This window comes from Dryocola mayonis (genome assembly GCF_051307045.1).
In the GTDB taxonomy this organism is placed as follows: Bacteria; Pseudomonadota; Gammaproteobacteria; order Enterobacterales; family Enterobacteriaceae; genus Dryocola.
Genome location: NZ_CP150452.1, coordinates 3,394,514 through 3,411,906, shown reverse-complemented (window position 1 = coordinate 3,411,906; position 17,393 = coordinate 3,394,514). Strand labels below are relative to the sequence as shown.

Below are 17,393 nucleotides of genomic sequence, written 5' to 3'. Positions count from 1 at the left end.
GCCTTCATCTCCTGCGCCACAATTCAGATCCCAGAGGTATTGATTGGTGAGAATTCTTCGTACGCTGTGTGTACAATTCTTCTTGCACCGACCTGCGCAGATGCGCAGGTTTTTTTTTGCTTTTTTTCAGCCCCGCTCCCACTCTCGCGCCATCAGGGCGACTCGTGTAATCTGCTGCAACTACAATTAAGTCTTTGTACCGATTAACGACAAAGGGAGTTGATATGCTGTTAGGTTTCTTTCGCGCGCTATTTCGCATTCTTTTTCGGGTGCGTTTGTCCGGCGATATCAGCGCGCTCACCCTGCCGCGCGTGCTGATTGTTCCAAACCATGTCTCCTTTATTGACGGCATCCTGCTGGCGTTGTTTTTGCCGATACGTCCGGTTTTTGCCGTCTACTCCTCTATTAGCCAGCAGTGGTACATGCGCTGGCTGAAGCCAATCATTGATTTTGTGCCGGTTGACCCGACAAAGCCGATGTCGATTAAGCATCTGGTGCGTCTGGTGGAGCAGGGGCGTCCGGTGGTTATCTTCCCGGAAGGGCGTATTTCGATTACCGGCTCGCTGATGAAAATCTACGAAGGCGCGGGCTTTGTGGCCGCTAAAGCGAAAGCCACGGTGATCCCTGTGCGCATTAACGGCGCGGAGCTAACCTTTTTTAGCCGCCTGCAGGGCCTGGTGAAACAGCGCCTGTTTCCACGCATCAGCCTGCACATTCTGCCGCCGACTTCCGTTCCTATGCCGGATGCGCCGCGCGCCCGCGACCGTCGTAAAATGGCGGGGGAAATGCTGCATCAGATTATGATGGAAGCCGCTATGGCGGTGCGCCCGCGCGAAACCCTGTATCAGGCTTTGCTTTCCGCGCAGTACCGCTACGGCTCGCGCAAAAACTGCATTGAAGATATAAACTTCAAGCCGGACACCTACCGCTCCTTGCTGACCAAAACGCTGTTTGTCGGCAGAATTCTCAACAAGTACAGCGAGGCGGGGGAAACCATCGGCCTGATGCTGCCGAACGCGGCAATCAGCGCGGCGGTGATCTTCGGCGCATCCTCCCGGGGCCGCGTTCCGGCGATGATGAACTACACGGCGGGCGTAAAAGGGCTGACCAGCGCTATTACCGCCGCGCAAATCAAAACGGTCTTCACCTCGCGCCAGTTCCTCGATAAAGGCAAGCTGTGGCACCTGCCGGAGCAACTGACCCAGGTGCGTTGGGTCTTCCTGGAAGATCTTAAGGGCGAAGTCACCTCCGCTGACAAGCTGTGGATCTTCGCCCATCTGTTTGTGCCGCATCTGGCGCAGGTCAAACAGGTGCCGGAAGATGCCGCGATGGTGCTGTTTACCTCCGGCTCCGAGGGCAATCCGAAAGGCGTGGTGCATAGCCATAAAAGCCTGCTGGCGAACGTCGAGCAGATCCGCACTATTGCGGACTTCACCGCCAACGACCGCTTTATGTCGGCGCTGCCGCTTTTCCACTCCTTCGGCCTGACCGTCGGCCTGTTTACGCCGCTGCTGACCGGGGCGGAGGTGTTCCTTTACCCAAGCCCGCTGCATTACCGCGTGGTGCCTGAGCTGGTTTACGACCGCAACTGTACGGTGCTGTTCGGCACCTCGACCTTCCTTGGCAACTACGCGCGTTTCGCCAACCCTTACGACTTCTTCCGCCTGCGTTATGTTGTCGCAGGCGCCGAAAAACTTCAGGAGAGCACAAAGCAGCTCTGGCAGGATAAGTTCGGCCTGCGCATCCTTGAAGGCTATGGCGTAACCGAGTGCGCGCCGGTTGTCTCAATAAACGTTCCGATGGCCGCAAAACCGGGCACCGTCGGGCGCATTCTGCCGGCAATGGACGCCCGCCTGTTAGCGGTTCCCGGCATTGAAGAGGGCGGACGCCTGCAGCTTAAGGGGCCGAACATTATGAACGGCTACCTGCGCGTGGAAAATCCGGGCGTGCTGGAAGAGCCGACGGCGGAAAATGCGCTGGGCGAAATGGAAAAAGGCTGGTACGACACCGGCGATATCGTGAAATTCGATGAGCAGGGATTCTGCATAATCCAGGGGCGCGCCAAACGCTTTGCCAAGATTGCGGGCGAGATGGTGTCGCTGGAGATGGTCGAGCAGCTGGCGCTGGGCGTTTCGCCGGACAAACTGCATGCGACCGTTATTAAGAACGATGCGGCAAAAGGCGAGGCGCTGGTGATGTTCACCACCGACAGCGAGCTGGACCGCGAAAAATTACTGCGCTACGCCCGTGAACACGGCGTGCCGGAGCTGGCCGTACCGCGCGATATTCGCTTCCTTAAACAGCTGCCGGTATTGGGCAGCGGCAAGCCGGACTTTGTCACCCTGAAGGCGCAGATGGAGGCTGAGGATGCGTGATAACGCGCTAAGCGATATCTCACTGTGGTCAAAAGGCATGAAGGCGGTCACGGCGGCGCAGTTCCTGTCCGCCTTTGGCGATAACGCTTTACTCTTTGCCACGCTTGCGGTCCTCAAGCAGCAGTTTTATCCCGACTGGAGCCAGCCGGTGCTGCAAATGGTTTTCGTCGGGGCCTATATTCTCTTCGCCCCGTTCGTTGGACAAATTGCGGACAGCTTCGCCAAAGGGCGAGTGATGATGTTGGCGAATGGCCTGAAGCTGGTGGGCGCCGGGGTCATCTGTCTGGGGCTGAATCCTTTTGTCGGCTATACGCTGGTGGGAGTAGGGGCGGCGGCCTATTCGCCGGCGAAATACGGCATCCTGGGGGAATTAACCACCGGCGATCGCCTGGTGAAAGCCAACGGCATTATGGAGTCCTCAACCATTGCCGCGATTTTACTGGGCTCCATGGCCGGCGGCGTGCTGGCCGACTGGCATATTCTGGCGGCGCTGGGCGTTTGCGTGCTGGTTTATGCGGGGGCCGTGGCCGCCAACTTTTTCATCCCGAAGCTTCCCCCGGCCCGTCCGGGGCAGCCATGGCGTTTTACGCCGATGACGCGCAGCTTCTTTAACGCCTGCCGCACGCTGTGGCGCAACGGCGAGACGCGTTTTTCCCTCGTCGGCACCAGCCTGTTCTGGGGCGCGGGCGTGACGCTGCGTTTTTTGCTGGTGCTGTGGGTGCCCGTTGCGCTGGGGATAACCGATAACGCCACGCCGACCTATCTCAATGCGATGGTGGCGGTAGGCATTGTTGTAGGGGCGGGCGCCGCGGCGAAGCTGGTGACGCTCGAAACCGTGTCGCGCTGTATGCCCGCGGGGATTTTGATTGGCGCAGGCGTATTGTTCTTCGCCATGCAGCAGGCGCTGCTGCCATCCTATGCCCTGCTGCTGCTGATTGGCGTGCTGGGCGGTTTCTTCGTCGTGCCGCTCAACGCGCTGCTGCAGGAACGTGGAAAGCGCACCGTGGGAGCAGGCAACGCGATTGCGGTGCAGAACCTCGGCGAGAATGCCGCGATGCTGCTGATGCTCGGGCTGTATTCGCTGGCGGTGAAAGCCGGCGCGCCGATTGTCGGCATCGGCATCGGCTTTGGCGTGGTGTTTGCGCTGGCCATCAGCGCGCTGTGGGTCTGGCAGATACGGCAGAAATGAAATATGCGCCCTCTCAGTGAGAGGGCGTTTTTATCTTAAGGCGCAGGATAGGTATAAACGCGGTGCACCGCTTCGAGCTCTTCAATCACCTCTTCGCCTAATTCCAGATGCAGGCTCTCAAGGTTCGTTTTCAGCTGCTCCAGCGTCGTTGCCCCCAGCAGCGTGCTGGCGACGAACGGCTGGCGGCGCACGAAGGCCAGCGCCATCTGCGCCGGATCCAGACCGTGGCGTTTCGCCACTTCCACATAGGCGGCGACCGCCCGCTGTGTTTGCTCTCCGCTATAGCGGGTAAAGCGGCTAAACAGCGTATTACGCGCGCCGGCAGGCTTCGCGCCGTTCAGGTATTTCCCCGTTAGCGTGCCGAAGGCGAGACAGGAATAGGCGAGCAGCTCAACGCCTTCGCGCTGGGTAATTTCCGCAAGGCCCACCTCAAAACTGCGGTTCACCAGGCTGTAGGGATTCTGAATGGTGACAATGCGCGGCAGATCGTGCTTTTCCGCCAGCTGCAGATAGCGCATCACGCCCCACGGCGTTTCATTGGATACGCCGATATAGCGAATTTTCCCGGCGCGCTGGAACTCCGCCAGCGCCTCGAGCGTTTCCAGCAGCGTGACCGGGACCGCATTATCCGTCCAGGCGTAGCCCAGTTTGCCAAAGCAGTTGGTGGCGCGCTGCGGCCAGTGCACCTGATACAGATCGAGATAGTCGGTTTGCAGGCGCTTCAGGCTCGCATCCAGCGCGTCACGGATGTTTTTGCGATCGAGGATCTGATTCGGGCGGATCCCCGCATCGTTATTGCGGCTTGGTCCGCTGACTTTAGAAGCGATCACCAGCTTATCGCGGTTGCCGCGCAGCTTAAGCCAGTTGCCTACGTAGGTTTCGGTTAATCCCTGCGTTTCCGGGCGCGGCGGCACCGGATACATCTCCGCGACGTCAATCAGGTTCACACCCTGGCTTACGGCGTAATCGAGTTGGGAATGGGCGTCGGCTTCGCTGTTTTGCTCACCAAACGTCATGGTTCCTAAGCCCAGCGTGCTTATTTCAAGAGAGCTGTGGGGGATACGGTGATAATGCATAACCGGCTTCCTTATTCTTCTACCAGACCACATCAGGCAGGCGCCCGACAAAAAAGGACTATTAACATGGCAGAGGGGAAGCAAAAGCGAAAGAGGGGAGATAAGAAAAGTATTCAGGCCAGCGAGGCGCTGACCTTCAGAATTTAGCGTTCAATAATTTGCGACACATCGTCACGATTGATCTGCATTTCGTTGCCCTGCTGATCGCGGTAGCTCACCAGCCCGGTTTCATCATCAATCTGCGGTTTGCCGTCGGTGAGGATCATGCGGCCATCTTTGGTGGCCATCACGTAGTCGCTGCTGCAGCCAGAAACCGCGCATGCCATACCGATAGCGGAAATTACAACTGCCCATTTTTTCATCGTTATTCGCCTCGTCAGGAATGAAATGACCTACATAGTTTAGTAATAACTTTATAAAGGCGAGGGGATAAGCAGGAAATTCTTAAAATAAATCAGGGGAAAGGGTCAAAGCCTTTCCCCTTTGCGGGCTAGAGCGGATTTTTTTTATTGCGGATGAGGTTAAGGCTTTCAACGGCGATAGAGAAGAACATCGCAAAGTAGATGTAGCCCTTCGGCACGTGAATATCGAAGCTTTCGAGAATCAGCGTGAAGCCGACCAGCAGCAGGAACGCCAGGGCGAGCATTTTCACCGACGGGTGACGGTCGACGAAGTCGCCAATCGCGCGGGCGGCGAACATCATAACCCCCACCGCAATCACCACCGCGGCCATCATAATAAACAGATGATCGGACAGGCCGACGGCGGTGATCACCGAATCCAGGCTGAAGATAATATCCAGCAGCATGATTTGCACGATAGCGCCGAAGAAGGAGTGAACGTTGGTTTTAATCCCTTCTTCTTCACCTTCGATGGATTCGTGGATCTCCTTGCTGGCTTTCCAGATAAGGAACAGGCCCCCAAGCAGCAGAATCAAATCCCGCGCTGAAATTTCGTTGCCCAGCACGGTAAACAGCGGCGTGGTTAAGCGAATAACCCACGCGATGGAGGCCAACAGCGCCAGACGCATAAGCATGGCGGCGCCTAAACCAAGACGTCGCGCTCTTTGCTGCTGCTCTTTAGGGAGTTTCGCCACCACCAGCGAGAGGAAAATAATATTGTCGATACCCAGTACGATTTCCAGAATCGTCAGCGTGCCTAAAGCCATCCACGCGTTGGGGTCTGAGATCCATGCAAACATCAAAAAAGTCCTGCCAAAAAATGAAAACGCTAATTATAAGCGCGTGCCGGAAAGGGAGTAAAAATTAAATTGGCGCTACAGGCAGAAATGGCGCGCCAGAAGCCGTCCGGTGAAGTTCTTTTTCAGATAAAAACCCCGCGGCAGCGTGAGGATGCGCGAGCCGTCGGTGCCTACGGCTTCGGTAAGCGCTTTGCTGTTGGCCGCTTTCGGGCGCAGCTGCAGCACTTCGCCGTGGCGCGCGGTAATGCGCTCTACCTGGCCGAGCACTATGAGGTCCATCAGCTCTTCCCAGTCGAGCCTTAGCTGACGATCCTCTTCTTCTGAGGGTTCCCATAACAGCGGCGCGCCGACGCGGCGCTCGGCAAGCGGGATCTGCCGTTCGCCCTCTACCGGGATCCACAATACCCGCTTTAGCTTATGGCGCACGTGGCTGGTTTCCCACACCACGCCGGTATTGCCGGTAAGCGGCGCTACGCAAACGAAGGTGGTTTCCAGCGGACGGCCCCGCTGGTCTATCGGAATGGTTTTTAGCTCAATGCCCAACGCGGCAAAGTCCTGCTCGGGCTTGCTTCCCGCGCTTGCGCCAAGCCACAGCTCCAGCAAAATGCCGATCCAGCCTTTATCGCGTTTCAGATCCGGCGGAATGGCGAGGCCCGCAAGCGCGGCCAGTTCTCCGAGCGTATAGCCGGCAAGCTGCTGGGCCTGGGCCAGCAAAATCTGTTCGTTTTCCGGTGGGTGAAGCAAGGGTCGTAGTGAGTGCATAACGCCTGACTGCCATGTGGTTAAAAAATAACCGTGGTTTACCCACGGTGCGGAAATAGTTTAGCCTGCCGCGGCAGGGAATATCAATTTCATGATTTGTAATGACTTTTTTTCTTAAAATGCGCATATTGAACGCTGTGAAAAAATCTTTTCCATTTCTGGTCACCGACAATGAACAGGATCTTACACCGGGTTATCCACAGAAAAATGGGATAACTGGGTAAAACCGACACTACTGGTTCCATTTACAGCCTTGACGGCGGGGTGAAACACATTTTTTCAGCGAATTGTGCCTAACTTGTTGGCACAATCTGTGGATAAAAACGACATTGCTCGATCTTTCATCAGCAAAGGATCCTCAGGTGTGAGGCGCATCACATTATGAAAAACCGGAGCAACGGATTTTTATTTATCCATTTGAATTTAAATGTATTAATAGTCTTTCAGGATTGTTCTTAATTTCCGTTATCGGAAGTTGTCCCGAGACTATCGGCTAGTTTTTCACAGTTATATCCACAGAAAAAGTGAATAAAATCGCGGTGCATTCTCCGAATCTGTTTATAACTCTGGTTAAATTTGTGAGTTATTCAAATGTTATTCGTCAATGTTCACCGTTAAGAGTGGTTTACCGCCTGAGGCTTGTATGAAACAATCGCTGCAATCCAGGTTTTCTTTGAGGTAGTCCGGTGATCGATGATGATGGCTACCGCCCGAATGTTGGTATTGTAATCTGTAATCGGCAAGGGCAGGTGATGTGGGCCAGGCGTTTTGGCCAGCATTCCTGGCAGTTTCCGCAGGGTGGCATTAATCCTGGCGAATCTCCTGAGCAGGCGATGTACCGTGAGCTTTTTGAGGAAGTTGGTTTACAGCGCAAAGATGTCCGCATCCTCGCCTCGACCCGCAACTGGTTACGTTACAAATTACCGAAACGTTTGGTGCGTTGGGACACAAAGCCGGTTTGTATCGGCCAGAAACAAAAATGGTTTCTTTTGCAGTTGATAAGCTCAGATAACGACATCAATATGCAAACCAGCAGCACTCCGGAGTTCGATGGCTGGCGCTGGGTGAGCTACTGGTATCCAGTACGCCAGGTAGTCTCCTTTAAACGCGATGTTTATCGTCGGGTGATGAAAGAGTTTGCCAGCGTCGTTATGCCGCTGCAGGAAGTTACGCCACCACGCAATAACGCGCCGGCATGGCGACGTAAAAGAGGTTAAGTCACGCAAAAAATGCTCACCCGTTTGCGAGAAATAGTTGAAAAGGTAGCCAGCGCCCCGCGCCTCAATGAGGCGCTGGATATCCTGGTCACCGATATCTGCCTTGCGATGGACACCGAGGTCTGCTCGGTCTATCTCGCAGACAGCGACCGCCGCTGCTACTACCTGATGGCGACCCGAGGGCTGAAAAAGCCGCGCGGCCGTACCATCACCCTCGCATTTGATGAAGGCATTGTCGGCCTGGTCGGGCGGCTTGCCGAACCCATCAACCTTGCGGATGCCCAAAAACACCCCAGCTTCAAATACGTTCCGGCGGTAAAAGAAGAGCGCTTCCGCGCCTTTCTCGGGGTGCCGATCATCCAGCGGCGTCAGCTGCTGGGCGTGCTGGTGGTGCAACAACGTGAGCACCGTCAGTACGACGAAAGCGAAGAGTCCTTCCTGGTCACCCTTGCCACGCAGATGGCGGGCATTCTTTCCCAGTCACAGCTTGCGGCTTTATTTGGCCAGTATCGCCAGACGCGAATTCGTGCGCTGCCCGCCTCGCCCGGGGTGGCCATTGCTGAAGGATGGATGGACTCCACGCTCCCGCTAATGGAGCAGGTCTCTGAAGCCTCAACGCTTGACACCACCCGCGAGCGTGAACGCCTTACGGCCGCCCTGGAAGAGGCCTCGAACGAATTTCGCCGCTACAGCAAACGCTTTGCCGCGGGCGCGCAGAAAGAAACCGCCGCTATTTTCGATCTTTACTCTCACCTGTTAACCGACGCCCGTCTGCGCCGCGAACTGTATGGTGAAGTGGATAAAGGTTCGGTTGCGGAGTGGGCGGTTAAAAAGGTCGTCGAGAAATTTGCCGAACAGTTCGCCAGCCTGTCGGACAGCTACCTGAAAGAACGCGCCGGCGACCTGAGAACGCTTGGGCAACGCCTGCTGTTCCATCTTGACGACACCATCCAGGGGCCGAATACCTGGCCGGAACGCTTTGTGCTGGTGGCTGACGAACTCTCAGCGACCACCCTTGCGGAACTGCCGCAAAACCGTCTTGCCGGGGTAGTGGTGCGCGACGGCGCCGCAAACTCCCATGCCGCCATTATGGTGCGGGCGCTGGGCATCCCGACGGTGATGGGGGCGGATATCCAGCCCTCGGTGCTGCATCGCCGGACGCTGGTGGTGGACGGCTATCGCGGCGAGCTGCTGGTCGATCCCGAGCCGGTTCTGCTGCAGGAATATCAGCGCCTTATCAGCGAGGAAAACGAGCTAAGCCGCCTTGCGGAAGATGACGTAGACATGCCCGCGGCGCTCAAAAGCGGCGAGCGCGTTCAGGTCATGCTCAACGCAGGGCCTTAGCCCGGAGCATGAAGAAAATCTCGGTAGCCGCATCGACGGCATCGGCCTGTATCGCACCGAAATACCTTTCATGCTGCAAAGCGGTTTTCCCTCCGAAGAAGAGCAGGTCGCGCAGTATCAGGGCATGCTGCAGATGTTCAACGAAAAGCCGGTAACGCTGCGTACGCTGGACGTCGGCGCTGACAAACAGCTGCCGTATATGCCCATTAGCGAAGAGAACCCTTGCCTCGGCTGGCGCGGCATTCGCATCACGCTCGACCAGCCGGAGATCTTCCTGGTGCAGGTTCGCGCCATGCTGCGAGCCAACGCGGCGACGGGCAACTTAAGCATCCTGCTGCCGATGATTACGAGCCTGGATGAGGTGGACGAAGCGCGCCGCCTTATCGACAGGGCCGGGCGCGAGGTGGAAGAGGTGCTGGGCTACGCGCTGCCCAAACCCCGCCTGGGCGTTATGGTGGAAGTGCCGTCGATGGTCTTTATGATGGCACACCTCGCCAGCCGGGTAGATTTTATTTCCGTCGGCACTAACGACCTGACGCAGTATTTGCTGGCGGTGGATCGCAACAATACCCGCGTCGCCAGTTTGTACGACAGCCTGCATCCGGCCATGCTGCGGGTGCTGCAGCATATCGCCCGCGAAGCCGAACGCCACGGCATAGACCTGTGCCTGTGCGGCGAAATGGCAGGCGATCCGATGTGCGTGGCGCTGCTGGTAGGGATGGGCTATCGCCATCTTTCCATGAATGGCCGCTCGGTTGCGCGCGTGAAATACCTGCTGCGCCACATAAATCTTGAAGAAGCCCGCAGCCTGGCGGAGCGCAGCCTTGAGGCCCAGCTGGCGACGGAAGTTCGCCATCAGGTCGCCTCGTTTATGGAACGGCGCGGCATGGGCGGGCTGATCCGCGGCGGGCGCTAAAGCGCCTGGTGCCGGGTCCGGGAGCCGGGATGACATATCTTTTACAACTTCGCAGACTTAATCGCCGCGCCCTTTGTGCTATGATTCGGCGCTTTCGGAGCGCATCGGCACGGTGCGTATTTGCAACCTGCCGCCTTAAACCGGTGGGATAACAATGGCTTGTGATGACTATGAATAGTGGCTATCTGCGGTTCCCTGAATTTGACCCGGTGATTTTTTCCGTCGGGCCGGTCTCCCTGCACTGGTACGGCATGATGTACCTGGTCGGGTTTGTTTTTGCCATGTGGCTGGCCGGACGGCGCGCCAACAAACCAGGAAGCGGCTGGACCAAAAATGAAGTAGAAAACCTGCTGTACGCGGGCTTCCTTGGGGTTTTCCTCGGCGGTCGTCTCGGCTATGTCTTCTTCTACAATCTGCCCACCTTCCTTGCCGATCCGCTTTATCTGTTTAAAGTCTGGGACGGCGGCATGTCCTTCCACGGCGGCCTGATCGGCGTTATCTGCGTAATGATTTGGTTCGCGCGCCGCACCCGGCGTAATTTCTTCCAGGTGGCTGATTTTATTGCGCCGCTGATTCCTTTTGGCCTGGCTGCCGGCCGCCTTGGCAACTTTATCAACGGCGAGCTGTGGGGGCCGGGTCGATCCTGATTTCAGATGGGCCATGCTCTTCCCGGGCTCGCGCAGCGAAGATATCGGCCTGCTGGCGACGCATCCGGAATGGCAGTCGCTGTTCAATACCTACGGGGTATTGCCGCGCCATCCTTCCCAGCTGTACGAAATGGTGCTTGAAGGCATCGTGCTGTTTATCATCCTTAACCTGTTTATCCGTAAACCACGCCCCATGGGCTCGGTTTCTGGCCTGTTCCTTATCGGTTACGGCGCATTCCGCATCATCGTCGAATTCTTCCGCCAGCCGGACGCCCAGTTTACCGGCGCGTGGGTACAGTACATCAGCATGGGGCAGATCCTCTCGATTCCGATGATTGTCGCCGGCGTCATTATGATGGTTTGGGCTTACCGCCGCCGTCCGCAGCAGCAGCTTTCGTGAGGCAATATGCAACAGTATCTTGATTTGATGAAAAAAGTGCTGGCAGAAGGCACCCCTAAAAACGATCGCACCGGCACCGGCACGCTGTCGATTTTCGGTCATCAGATGCGTTTTAACCTGCAGGACGGTTTCCCGCTGGTTACCACCAAACGTTGCCATTTACGCTCCATTATTCACGAGCTGCTGTGGTTTTTGAAGGGCGATACCAACATCGCCTATCTGCGTGAAAACAAGGTCACCATCTGGGATGAATGGGCTGATGAAAACGGCGATCTCGGACCTGTGTATGGCAAACAGTGGCGCTCGTGGGCGACGCCTGACGGCCGCCACATTGACCAGCTCGCCACCGTGATAAGCCAGCTGAAAAACGATCCGGACTCGCGTCGAATCATTGTTTCCGCGTGGAACGTGGGCGAACTGGACAAAATGGCGCTGGCGCCCTGCCACGCCTTCTTCCAGTTCTACGTGGCCGACGGTAAGCTTTCCTGCCAGCTCTATCAGCGCTCCTGCGATATCTTCCTCGGCCTGCCGTTTAATATCGCAAGCTATGCGCTGCTGGTGCATATGATGGCGCAGCAATGCGATCTCGAACCGGGCGATTTTGTCTGGACCGGTGGCGACACCCACCTGTACAGCAACCACCTTGAGCAGACGAAACTGCAGCTGACCCGTGAACCGCGCGCGTTGCCAAAGCTGGTTATCAAGCGTAAGCCCGCATCGCTGTTCGACTATCGTTTCGAAGACTTCGAGATTGAAGGCTACGATCCGCATCCGGCTATCAAAGCCCCTGTCGCTATCTAATGCCGACAGGCTGACACAACCGGCGCCTGCGTGCGCCGGTTTTTTTTGCCCTTCTTTTGGCTTTTCGAGCCTCCTGCCGGCACTGATGTAACCCGCTGCAAAAGAGCATATTTTTTTCGGCCAGGTTCGATGAAATTTACTTGCCCGCTGGCGGCCTGTTACAGCGCCGGGCACACTCTCGTCATGAAAAGAAAGCTGCGTGGTTTTAGTCTTGTGGAGGTCATGCTGGTGATGGCTATTATCGTGACGCTGGGCGCGGGCGGCATACATGGCTGGCAGAAATGGCGGCAGCAGCAGCGGCTATGGATAACGGTGCAGCAGGTGCGAAATCTTCTGCAGCAGCTGCGCAGCGACGCTAACTGGAGAAACGTCGAGCACCTGCTTAATCTGTCCCGTTCCGGTACCCGGTGGTGCCTGTCGAGCCGTCTGGCGGCAGATAAGCCGTGTGAAAGCGCCTCTCGCTGGGGGCTGGCGCAGGCATTTTCGGAGGTGGAAGTCATAGAAATGACCGCGGGGCTGGGTTTTTACGGTACACGAAATACGGCGTGGCCCGGCCATCTGATATTACGCAGCCCTGCCGGAGAATGGCGCGTCATTCTTTCCGCATGGGGGCGCATCCGCATCTGTAAAAAGGACGAAGCGAAAAAATGCGTGTGAATGAGAAGGGATTCAGCCTGCTCGAAACGCTGATCGCCATGGCGTTGAGCAGCGCTGTATTACTTGGCGCCGGGCGGCTTTTCCCCACGCTTCAGCGGGGCGTGCTGCTGCAATATCAGCAACAAAATCTGCAGGAATCCCTCTGGCAGCTGGTTTTTGGCATAGGAAAACATCTGCAGCGCGCGGGTTACTGTCACGGAATATGTAAAGGAAAGGGCTTAACGCTTATCAAAGGAGGAGAATGCGTGCTGGCGCAGTGGGATATCAACAGCAACGGGCAGTGGGAGCCGTCCGGGCATGCTGAAGCCGAAACGACGGGATTCAGGCTGCGAAACGGCAGCATGGAGACGCTAAAAGGGGCGACCAGCTGTGAGGGCGCCGGCTGGGAGAAAATAACGGATCCGGAAATGATGGCGATAACCCATTTCTCGGTAACCCAGCTGGCGCGTGAAGCCCTGCAGCCGCTGCTGGAAATTAAGCTAAGCGCCTCGTTGCGGGCAGGAGCGCAGCCCGTCTCGCTAAGGCATAGCGTTGTGGGATATAACCTGTGAAAACAGATTTCCAGCGCGGCGGCAGCTCTCTGGCCTTCGTCCTGCTGCTTTTGTCCCTGGGCATGGTAATGCTAAACGGTCTGCAACAGCAGCTAAACCAGCAGCAGAAGACGGTTGCCAGCGAAATCAGCTTCCTTAAAGAGTATGCCGCTGCCGTGTCTGCCCTTGCCTGGGGAAGCCAGCAGCGCTGGCCGACAACAACGCGGTGGCATTGCCAGCAGCAGGGAAACCAATGGCGCGCCTGCATTTTATCAACGGAGAAAGGGGAGACGCTGATGGCGGCGCAAAAGCTGGCCGCGCAGGCTGCAACGCCTGTTACGCTATGGCGCTGGGGAAGTCTTGAGGATGCGCGCTGGCGCGCAGCCCCGCACGGCTGGCTCGATTTCTGTCCTTTCAGGGAGGCCGCGCGGTGTCAGCTCCCACTGTGAGGTTAAAGCAACGTGGCTTCAGCCTGGCTGAGGTCCTCTGTTCGCTGGCGCTTTTCGCCATGGTGATGGCGGTATTGCTCGGCTATCACCGGGTGTTACAGCAAGGGTTTCAGGCGCAATGGCAGTTTCGCCAACTGTGGCGTCTGGCTGCTGAAATGAGCGAGCCCGGGGCGCCGGAGCCTTTACCCGCATGGAAAATTACCCGGCAGCAGACAACTGCAGCAGGATGTGTCAGCATCGCCGTTAATATTACCAGCCCCGCGGGGCGTTCAGGACAGCTGTCGCGGCTGCATTGCCCGCAGAAAGAGAAAAGTCAGGAGTAGCGATTCTATGTTGCGTGTTTATCATTCCAACCGCCTTGATGTCCTGGAAGCCATCATGGAATTTATTGTGGAAGGGCAGCCTCTTCCCGATCCGTTCCAGCCGGAGGTGGTGCTGGTGCAAAGCACGGGAATGGCGCAATGGCTGCAAATGACGCTGGCGCAAAAGTTTGGTATCGCCGCCAATATAGCCTTTCCGCTGCCGGCGAGCTTTATCTGGGAAATGTTTGTTCGCGTCCTGCCGGACGTGCCCGATGAAAGCGCCTTTAACAAACAAAGTATGAGCTGGAAACTTATGAAGCTGATTCCCGGCATGCTGGAAAGGCCTGAGTTTGCGCTGTTGCAGCACTATCTGACGGAAGATGACCACGGGCGTAAGCTCTTCCAGCTGGCTTCACGCATTGCGGATCTCTATGACCAGTATCTTGTCTATCGTCCCGGCTGGCTAAGCAAATGGGAAGCGGGCGAGCTGGTGGACGGCGCGGGCGATGCGCAGCTCTGGCAGGCGCCGCTGTGGGCCGCGCTGGTAGAGCATACCCGTGAGATGGGCCAGCCGGAATGGCACCGTGCGAATCTCTATCAGCGGTTTATCAGCGCCCTGGAAAAGAGCGATGAGTGCCCGCCGGGTCTGCCGCCTCGGGTATTTATCTGCGGTATTTCCGCTTTGCCGCCGGTTTATCTGCAGGCCCTGCAGGCGCTGGGTAAGCATATCGACGTCCATCTCCTGTTCACCAATCCTTGCCGCTATTACTGGGGCGATATTAAAGACCCGGCGTATCTGGCGCGGTTATTAAGCCGTCGGCGTCGCAGCCATTATCAGGCAAACAGCTCGCTGCCATTATTTAAGGATAACCAGACGGCTTCCTCGCTCTTTAATGACGACGGAGAGCAGGACGTAGGCAACCCCATGCTCGCTTCCTGGGGGAAAACCGGCCGTGATTACACTTTTCTGCTGGCGGAGCTGGAACAGTTTGAAGAGATCGATGTGTTTGTGGATATCGAGCCGGATAACCTGTTGCATAGCCTGCAGTTCGATCTGCTGGAGCTACAAAACAATGCGGTAGCAGGGCTGACGGAGGAAGATTATAAGCATAGTCATAACAAGCGAACGCTCGATCCTAACGATCGCTCCGTCACCTTCCACGAGTGCCACAGCCCGCAGCGGGAAGTGGAGGTGCTCTACGATCGGCTGCTGGCCATGCTGGATGCGGACCCCGCGCTAACGCCCCGCGACATCATCGTGATGGTCGCGGACATCGACAGCTACAGCCCGTTTATTCAGGCCACCTTTGGCAACGCGGCGCCAGACCGCTGGCTGCCCTTCGCTATTTCCGACCGGCGGGCAAGCCAGGCGCATCCCGCGCTGCAGGCGTTTACCACTTTGCTTTCTTTGCCGAACAGCCGTTTTATGGCGGAAGACGTGCTGGCTTTGCTTGAGGTGCCTGCGCTGGCCGCACGCTTTGCCATCAACGAAGAAGGGCTGCGCTATCTGCGCCTGTGGGTGAACGAATCCGGCGTGCGCTGGGGCATTGATGACGACAACGTGCTGGAATTCGATCTTCCGGCTACCGGGCAACACACCTGGCGTTTCGGCCTGACCCGTATGCTTCTGGGTTACGCCATGGACAGTAACGCAGGCGAATGGCAGTCCGTGCTGCCTTATGACGAATCCAGCGGCTTAATTGCCGAACTGGTAGGGCAGCTGGCCGAACTGCTGATGCAGCTTAACCGCTGGCGACAGGCGCTTTGTGCCGAAAGGCCGCTTGCTGAATGGGTGCCGGTTTGCCGGGAAATGCTGGAGTGCTTCTTCCTGCCGGACCAGGACACCGAGGCGGCGCTGGCGCTTATTGAAAAGCAGTGGCAGGAGATGATTAAGCACGGCCTGGATGCCTGCTATCAACAGCCGGTGCCGCTTACGCTGCTGCATGATGAACTGGCGCTGCGGCTCGATCAGGAACGCATCAGCCCGCGTTTTCTCGCCGGTCCGGTAAACTTCTGCACCCTGATGCCGATGCGTTCTATCCCCTTCAAGGTTGTTTGCCTGCTGGGCATGAACGATGGCGTTTATCCGCGTACGCAGCCTCCGCTGGGCTTCGACCTGATGAGCCAGTCGCCGCAGCGCGGAGACCGCAGCCGCCGGGATGACGACCGCTACCTGTTCCTTGAAGCCCTGAACTCGGCCCAGCAGCGCTTTTATATCAGCTATATCGGGCGTTCTATCCAGGATAACAGCAAGCGCTATCCGTCCGTGCTGGTGGAAGAGCTGCTGAACTATATCGCCCAGAGCCACTGCCTGCCGCAGGACGCCGCGCTTAACTGCGATGAAAGCGGGGAGAGGGTAAAAGCCCATCTCATTTACCAGCACAGCCGCACGCCGTTTGACGCAGGCAATTTTATACCCGTCTCCCGCGGGCAAAGCTATGCCAGCGAATGGCTGCCGGCGGCCTGCGAACAGGGCGAAGTCCACGCGCCGTTTATTCAGGTATTGCAGGATAAGGCGCCGGAGGAAATCACTTTAGAACAGCTACAGCGGTTCTGGCGTCATCCGGTACGCGCCTTTTTCCAGATGCGGCTGGGGGTTAACTTCTGGCTGGATAAGACCGAGCTGCCGGACGCGGAACCCTTTACGCTCGACGGCCTCGAACGATTCCAGATGAATCAGCAGCTGCTCAACACGCTGATTGTGGGCGGCGATCCTCAGCAGCTTTTCCGCCGCTACCGTGCCGCAGGCGCCCTGCCGTATGGGGCGTTTGGTGAAATAGTCTGGGAAAAACAGTTAACGGAAATGGAAGAGCTGTCGACAAAAGTGATAGCTGAACGGCAAAACGGCACCAGCAAAGAGGTTGATTTAACCCTTGCGGGAACAAGACTGGTAGGGTGGTTGTCGGATGTTCAGGAAGACGGCCTGCTGCGCTGGCGTCCATCGGTGCTAAACGTCGCCCATGGCATGCAGCTGTGGGTTGAGCACGTCGTCTGGTGCGCTATGGGCGGCAAGGGCAGCAGCAGAATGTACGGACGAAAATCTTCGCAATGGCATTTTTCGGCGCTTGAGCCTGAGCAGGCAAAAAGCTACCTGCTGCAACTGATTGAAGGCTATCGGGAAGGGCTAAGCCAGCCGCTTTTGCTGCTACCAAATAGCGGCGGGGCGTGGATAAAAGCCTGTTACGACCCGGCAAATGATGCCATTTTATGGGATGAGCAAACGCAGCAGAAGGCCAAAAGCAAACTGCTGGCGGCCTGGGAAGGTAACCAGATGGTAGAAGGCGAAGGGGCGGATATCTGGCTGCAGCGTTTATACCGCACCCTGGATAATGACTATTACGAAGCCATTATTCGGCAAGCGCAACGTTATCTGCTGCCCCTGTTTCGTTACAACGAGTCTTAAAATAATTGTATAAAAATTGCACAGCACGGCAAGTTCATCTATGATGCGCAACTTGCTCAGGGCTGGCGAAAAAAGTAACAGCTAAGATAGCGAAATAAGTCAAAAGTTGTTAATTATGAGTGAG

The 17,393-nt window shown here is 56.8% G+C and carries 13 protein-coding genes and 2 pseudogenes; 11 read left to right on the top strand and 4 right to left on the bottom strand.

Annotated features, from left to right (window positions below; all coding sequences use genetic code 11):
• The first annotated feature begins 224 nt into the window (after window positions 1-224).
• Window positions 225-2,375, top strand: a complete 2,151-nt coding sequence (gene aas / locus WLO32_RS16470) for a bifunctional acyl-ACP--phospholipid O-acyltransferase/long-chain-fatty-acid--ACP ligase (protein WP_435946098.1) — start codon at window positions 225-227, stop codon at window positions 2,373-2,375.
• On the top strand, window positions 2,368-3,564 hold the full coding sequence (gene lplT, locus WLO32_RS16465) for a lysophospholipid transporter LplT (RefSeq protein ID WP_435946097.1): 1,197 nt from the start codon (window positions 2,368-2,370) through the stop codon (window positions 3,562-3,564). The genes aas and lplT overlap by 8 nt, the downstream gene beginning before the upstream one ends.
• Window positions 3,565-3,599: 35 nt before the next feature.
• On the opposite strand, the gene WLO32_RS16460 is transcribed toward lplT, so the two are convergent.
• From WLO32_RS16460 to mutH, 4 genes are all read right to left on the bottom strand, one after another.
• Window positions 3,600-4,640 (bottom strand): NADP(H)-dependent aldo-keto reductase, encoded by a 1,041-nt coding sequence (locus WLO32_RS16460; protein ID WP_435946095.1) that lies wholly within the window; start codon window positions 4,638-4,640, stop codon window positions 3,600-3,602.
• Window positions 4,641-4,783: 143 nt separating this feature from the next.
• The gene (locus tag WLO32_RS16455; protein ID WP_121263997.1) at window positions 4,784-5,002 is read right to left on the bottom strand and encodes a YgdI/YgdR family lipoprotein; all 219 of its coding nucleotides are present in this window, start codon (window positions 5,000-5,002) and stop codon (window positions 4,784-4,786) included.
• 128 nt (window positions 5,003-5,130) lie between these two features.
• Window positions 5,131-5,844: a TerC family protein gene (locus WLO32_RS16450; protein ID WP_435946094.1), complete on the bottom strand. Its 714-nt coding sequence runs from the start codon at window positions 5,842-5,844 to the stop codon at window positions 5,131-5,133.
• Between the two features lie 72 nt (window positions 5,845-5,916).
• Window positions 5,917-6,603: a DNA mismatch repair endonuclease MutH gene (gene mutH / locus WLO32_RS16445; RefSeq protein ID WP_435946092.1), complete on the bottom strand. Its 687-nt coding sequence runs from the start codon at window positions 6,601-6,603 to the stop codon at window positions 5,917-5,919.
• 686 nt (window positions 6,604-7,289) lie between these two features.
• On the opposite strand from mutH, the gene rppH reads away from it, so the two are divergent.
• The 9 genes and pseudogenes from rppH (at window position 7,290) to recC (ending at window position 17,269) form a co-directional block, all read left to right on the top strand.
• Complete coding sequence (gene rppH, locus WLO32_RS16440) at window positions 7,290-7,820, top strand: RNA pyrophosphohydrolase (protein WP_034498067.1); 531 nt, start codon at window positions 7,290-7,292, stop codon at window positions 7,818-7,820.
• A gap of 12 nt (window positions 7,821-7,832) precedes the next feature.
• Window positions 7,833-10,080 (top strand): annotated as a pseudogene (ptsP, locus tag WLO32_RS16435) (phosphoenolpyruvate--protein phosphotransferase).
• 170 nt (window positions 10,081-10,250) lie between these two features.
• Window positions 10,251-11,127 (top strand): annotated as a pseudogene (gene lgt / locus WLO32_RS16430) (prolipoprotein diacylglyceryl transferase).
• Window positions 11,128-11,133: 6 nt separating this feature from the next.
• The gene (thyA, locus tag WLO32_RS16425; protein ID WP_435946091.1) at window positions 11,134-11,928 is read left to right on the top strand and encodes a thymidylate synthase; all 795 of its coding nucleotides are present in this window, start codon (window positions 11,134-11,136) and stop codon (window positions 11,926-11,928) included.
• Window positions 11,929-12,111: 183 nt separating this feature from the next.
• On the top strand, window positions 12,112-12,585 hold the full coding sequence (locus tag WLO32_RS16420; RefSeq protein ID WP_435946090.1) for a prepilin peptidase-dependent protein: 474 nt from the start codon (window positions 12,112-12,114) through the stop codon (window positions 12,583-12,585).
• Entirely contained in the window at window positions 12,576-13,136 is a 561-nt protein-coding gene (locus WLO32_RS16415) for a prepilin peptidase-dependent protein (RefSeq protein WP_435946089.1), read from the top strand. The genes WLO32_RS16420 and WLO32_RS16415 overlap by 10 nt, the downstream gene beginning before the upstream one ends.
• Entirely contained in the window at window positions 13,133-13,564 is a 432-nt protein-coding gene (locus tag WLO32_RS16410) for a DUF2509 family protein (protein WP_435946087.1), read from the top strand. Before WLO32_RS16415 ends, WLO32_RS16410 begins: the two co-directional genes overlap by 4 nt.
• Window positions 13,561-13,887 (top strand): prepilin-type N-terminal cleavage/methylation domain-containing protein, encoded by a 327-nt coding sequence (locus tag WLO32_RS16405; protein WP_435946085.1) that lies wholly within the window; start codon window positions 13,561-13,563, stop codon window positions 13,885-13,887. Before WLO32_RS16410 ends, WLO32_RS16405 begins: the two co-directional genes overlap by 4 nt.
• 7 nt (window positions 13,888-13,894) lie before the next feature.
• A complete protein-coding gene (gene recC / locus WLO32_RS16400; protein WP_435946083.1) occupies window positions 13,895-17,269 on the top strand; it encodes an exodeoxyribonuclease V subunit gamma in 3,375 nt (1,124 codons plus the stop codon).
• Window positions 17,270-17,393: the final 124 nt, after the last annotated feature.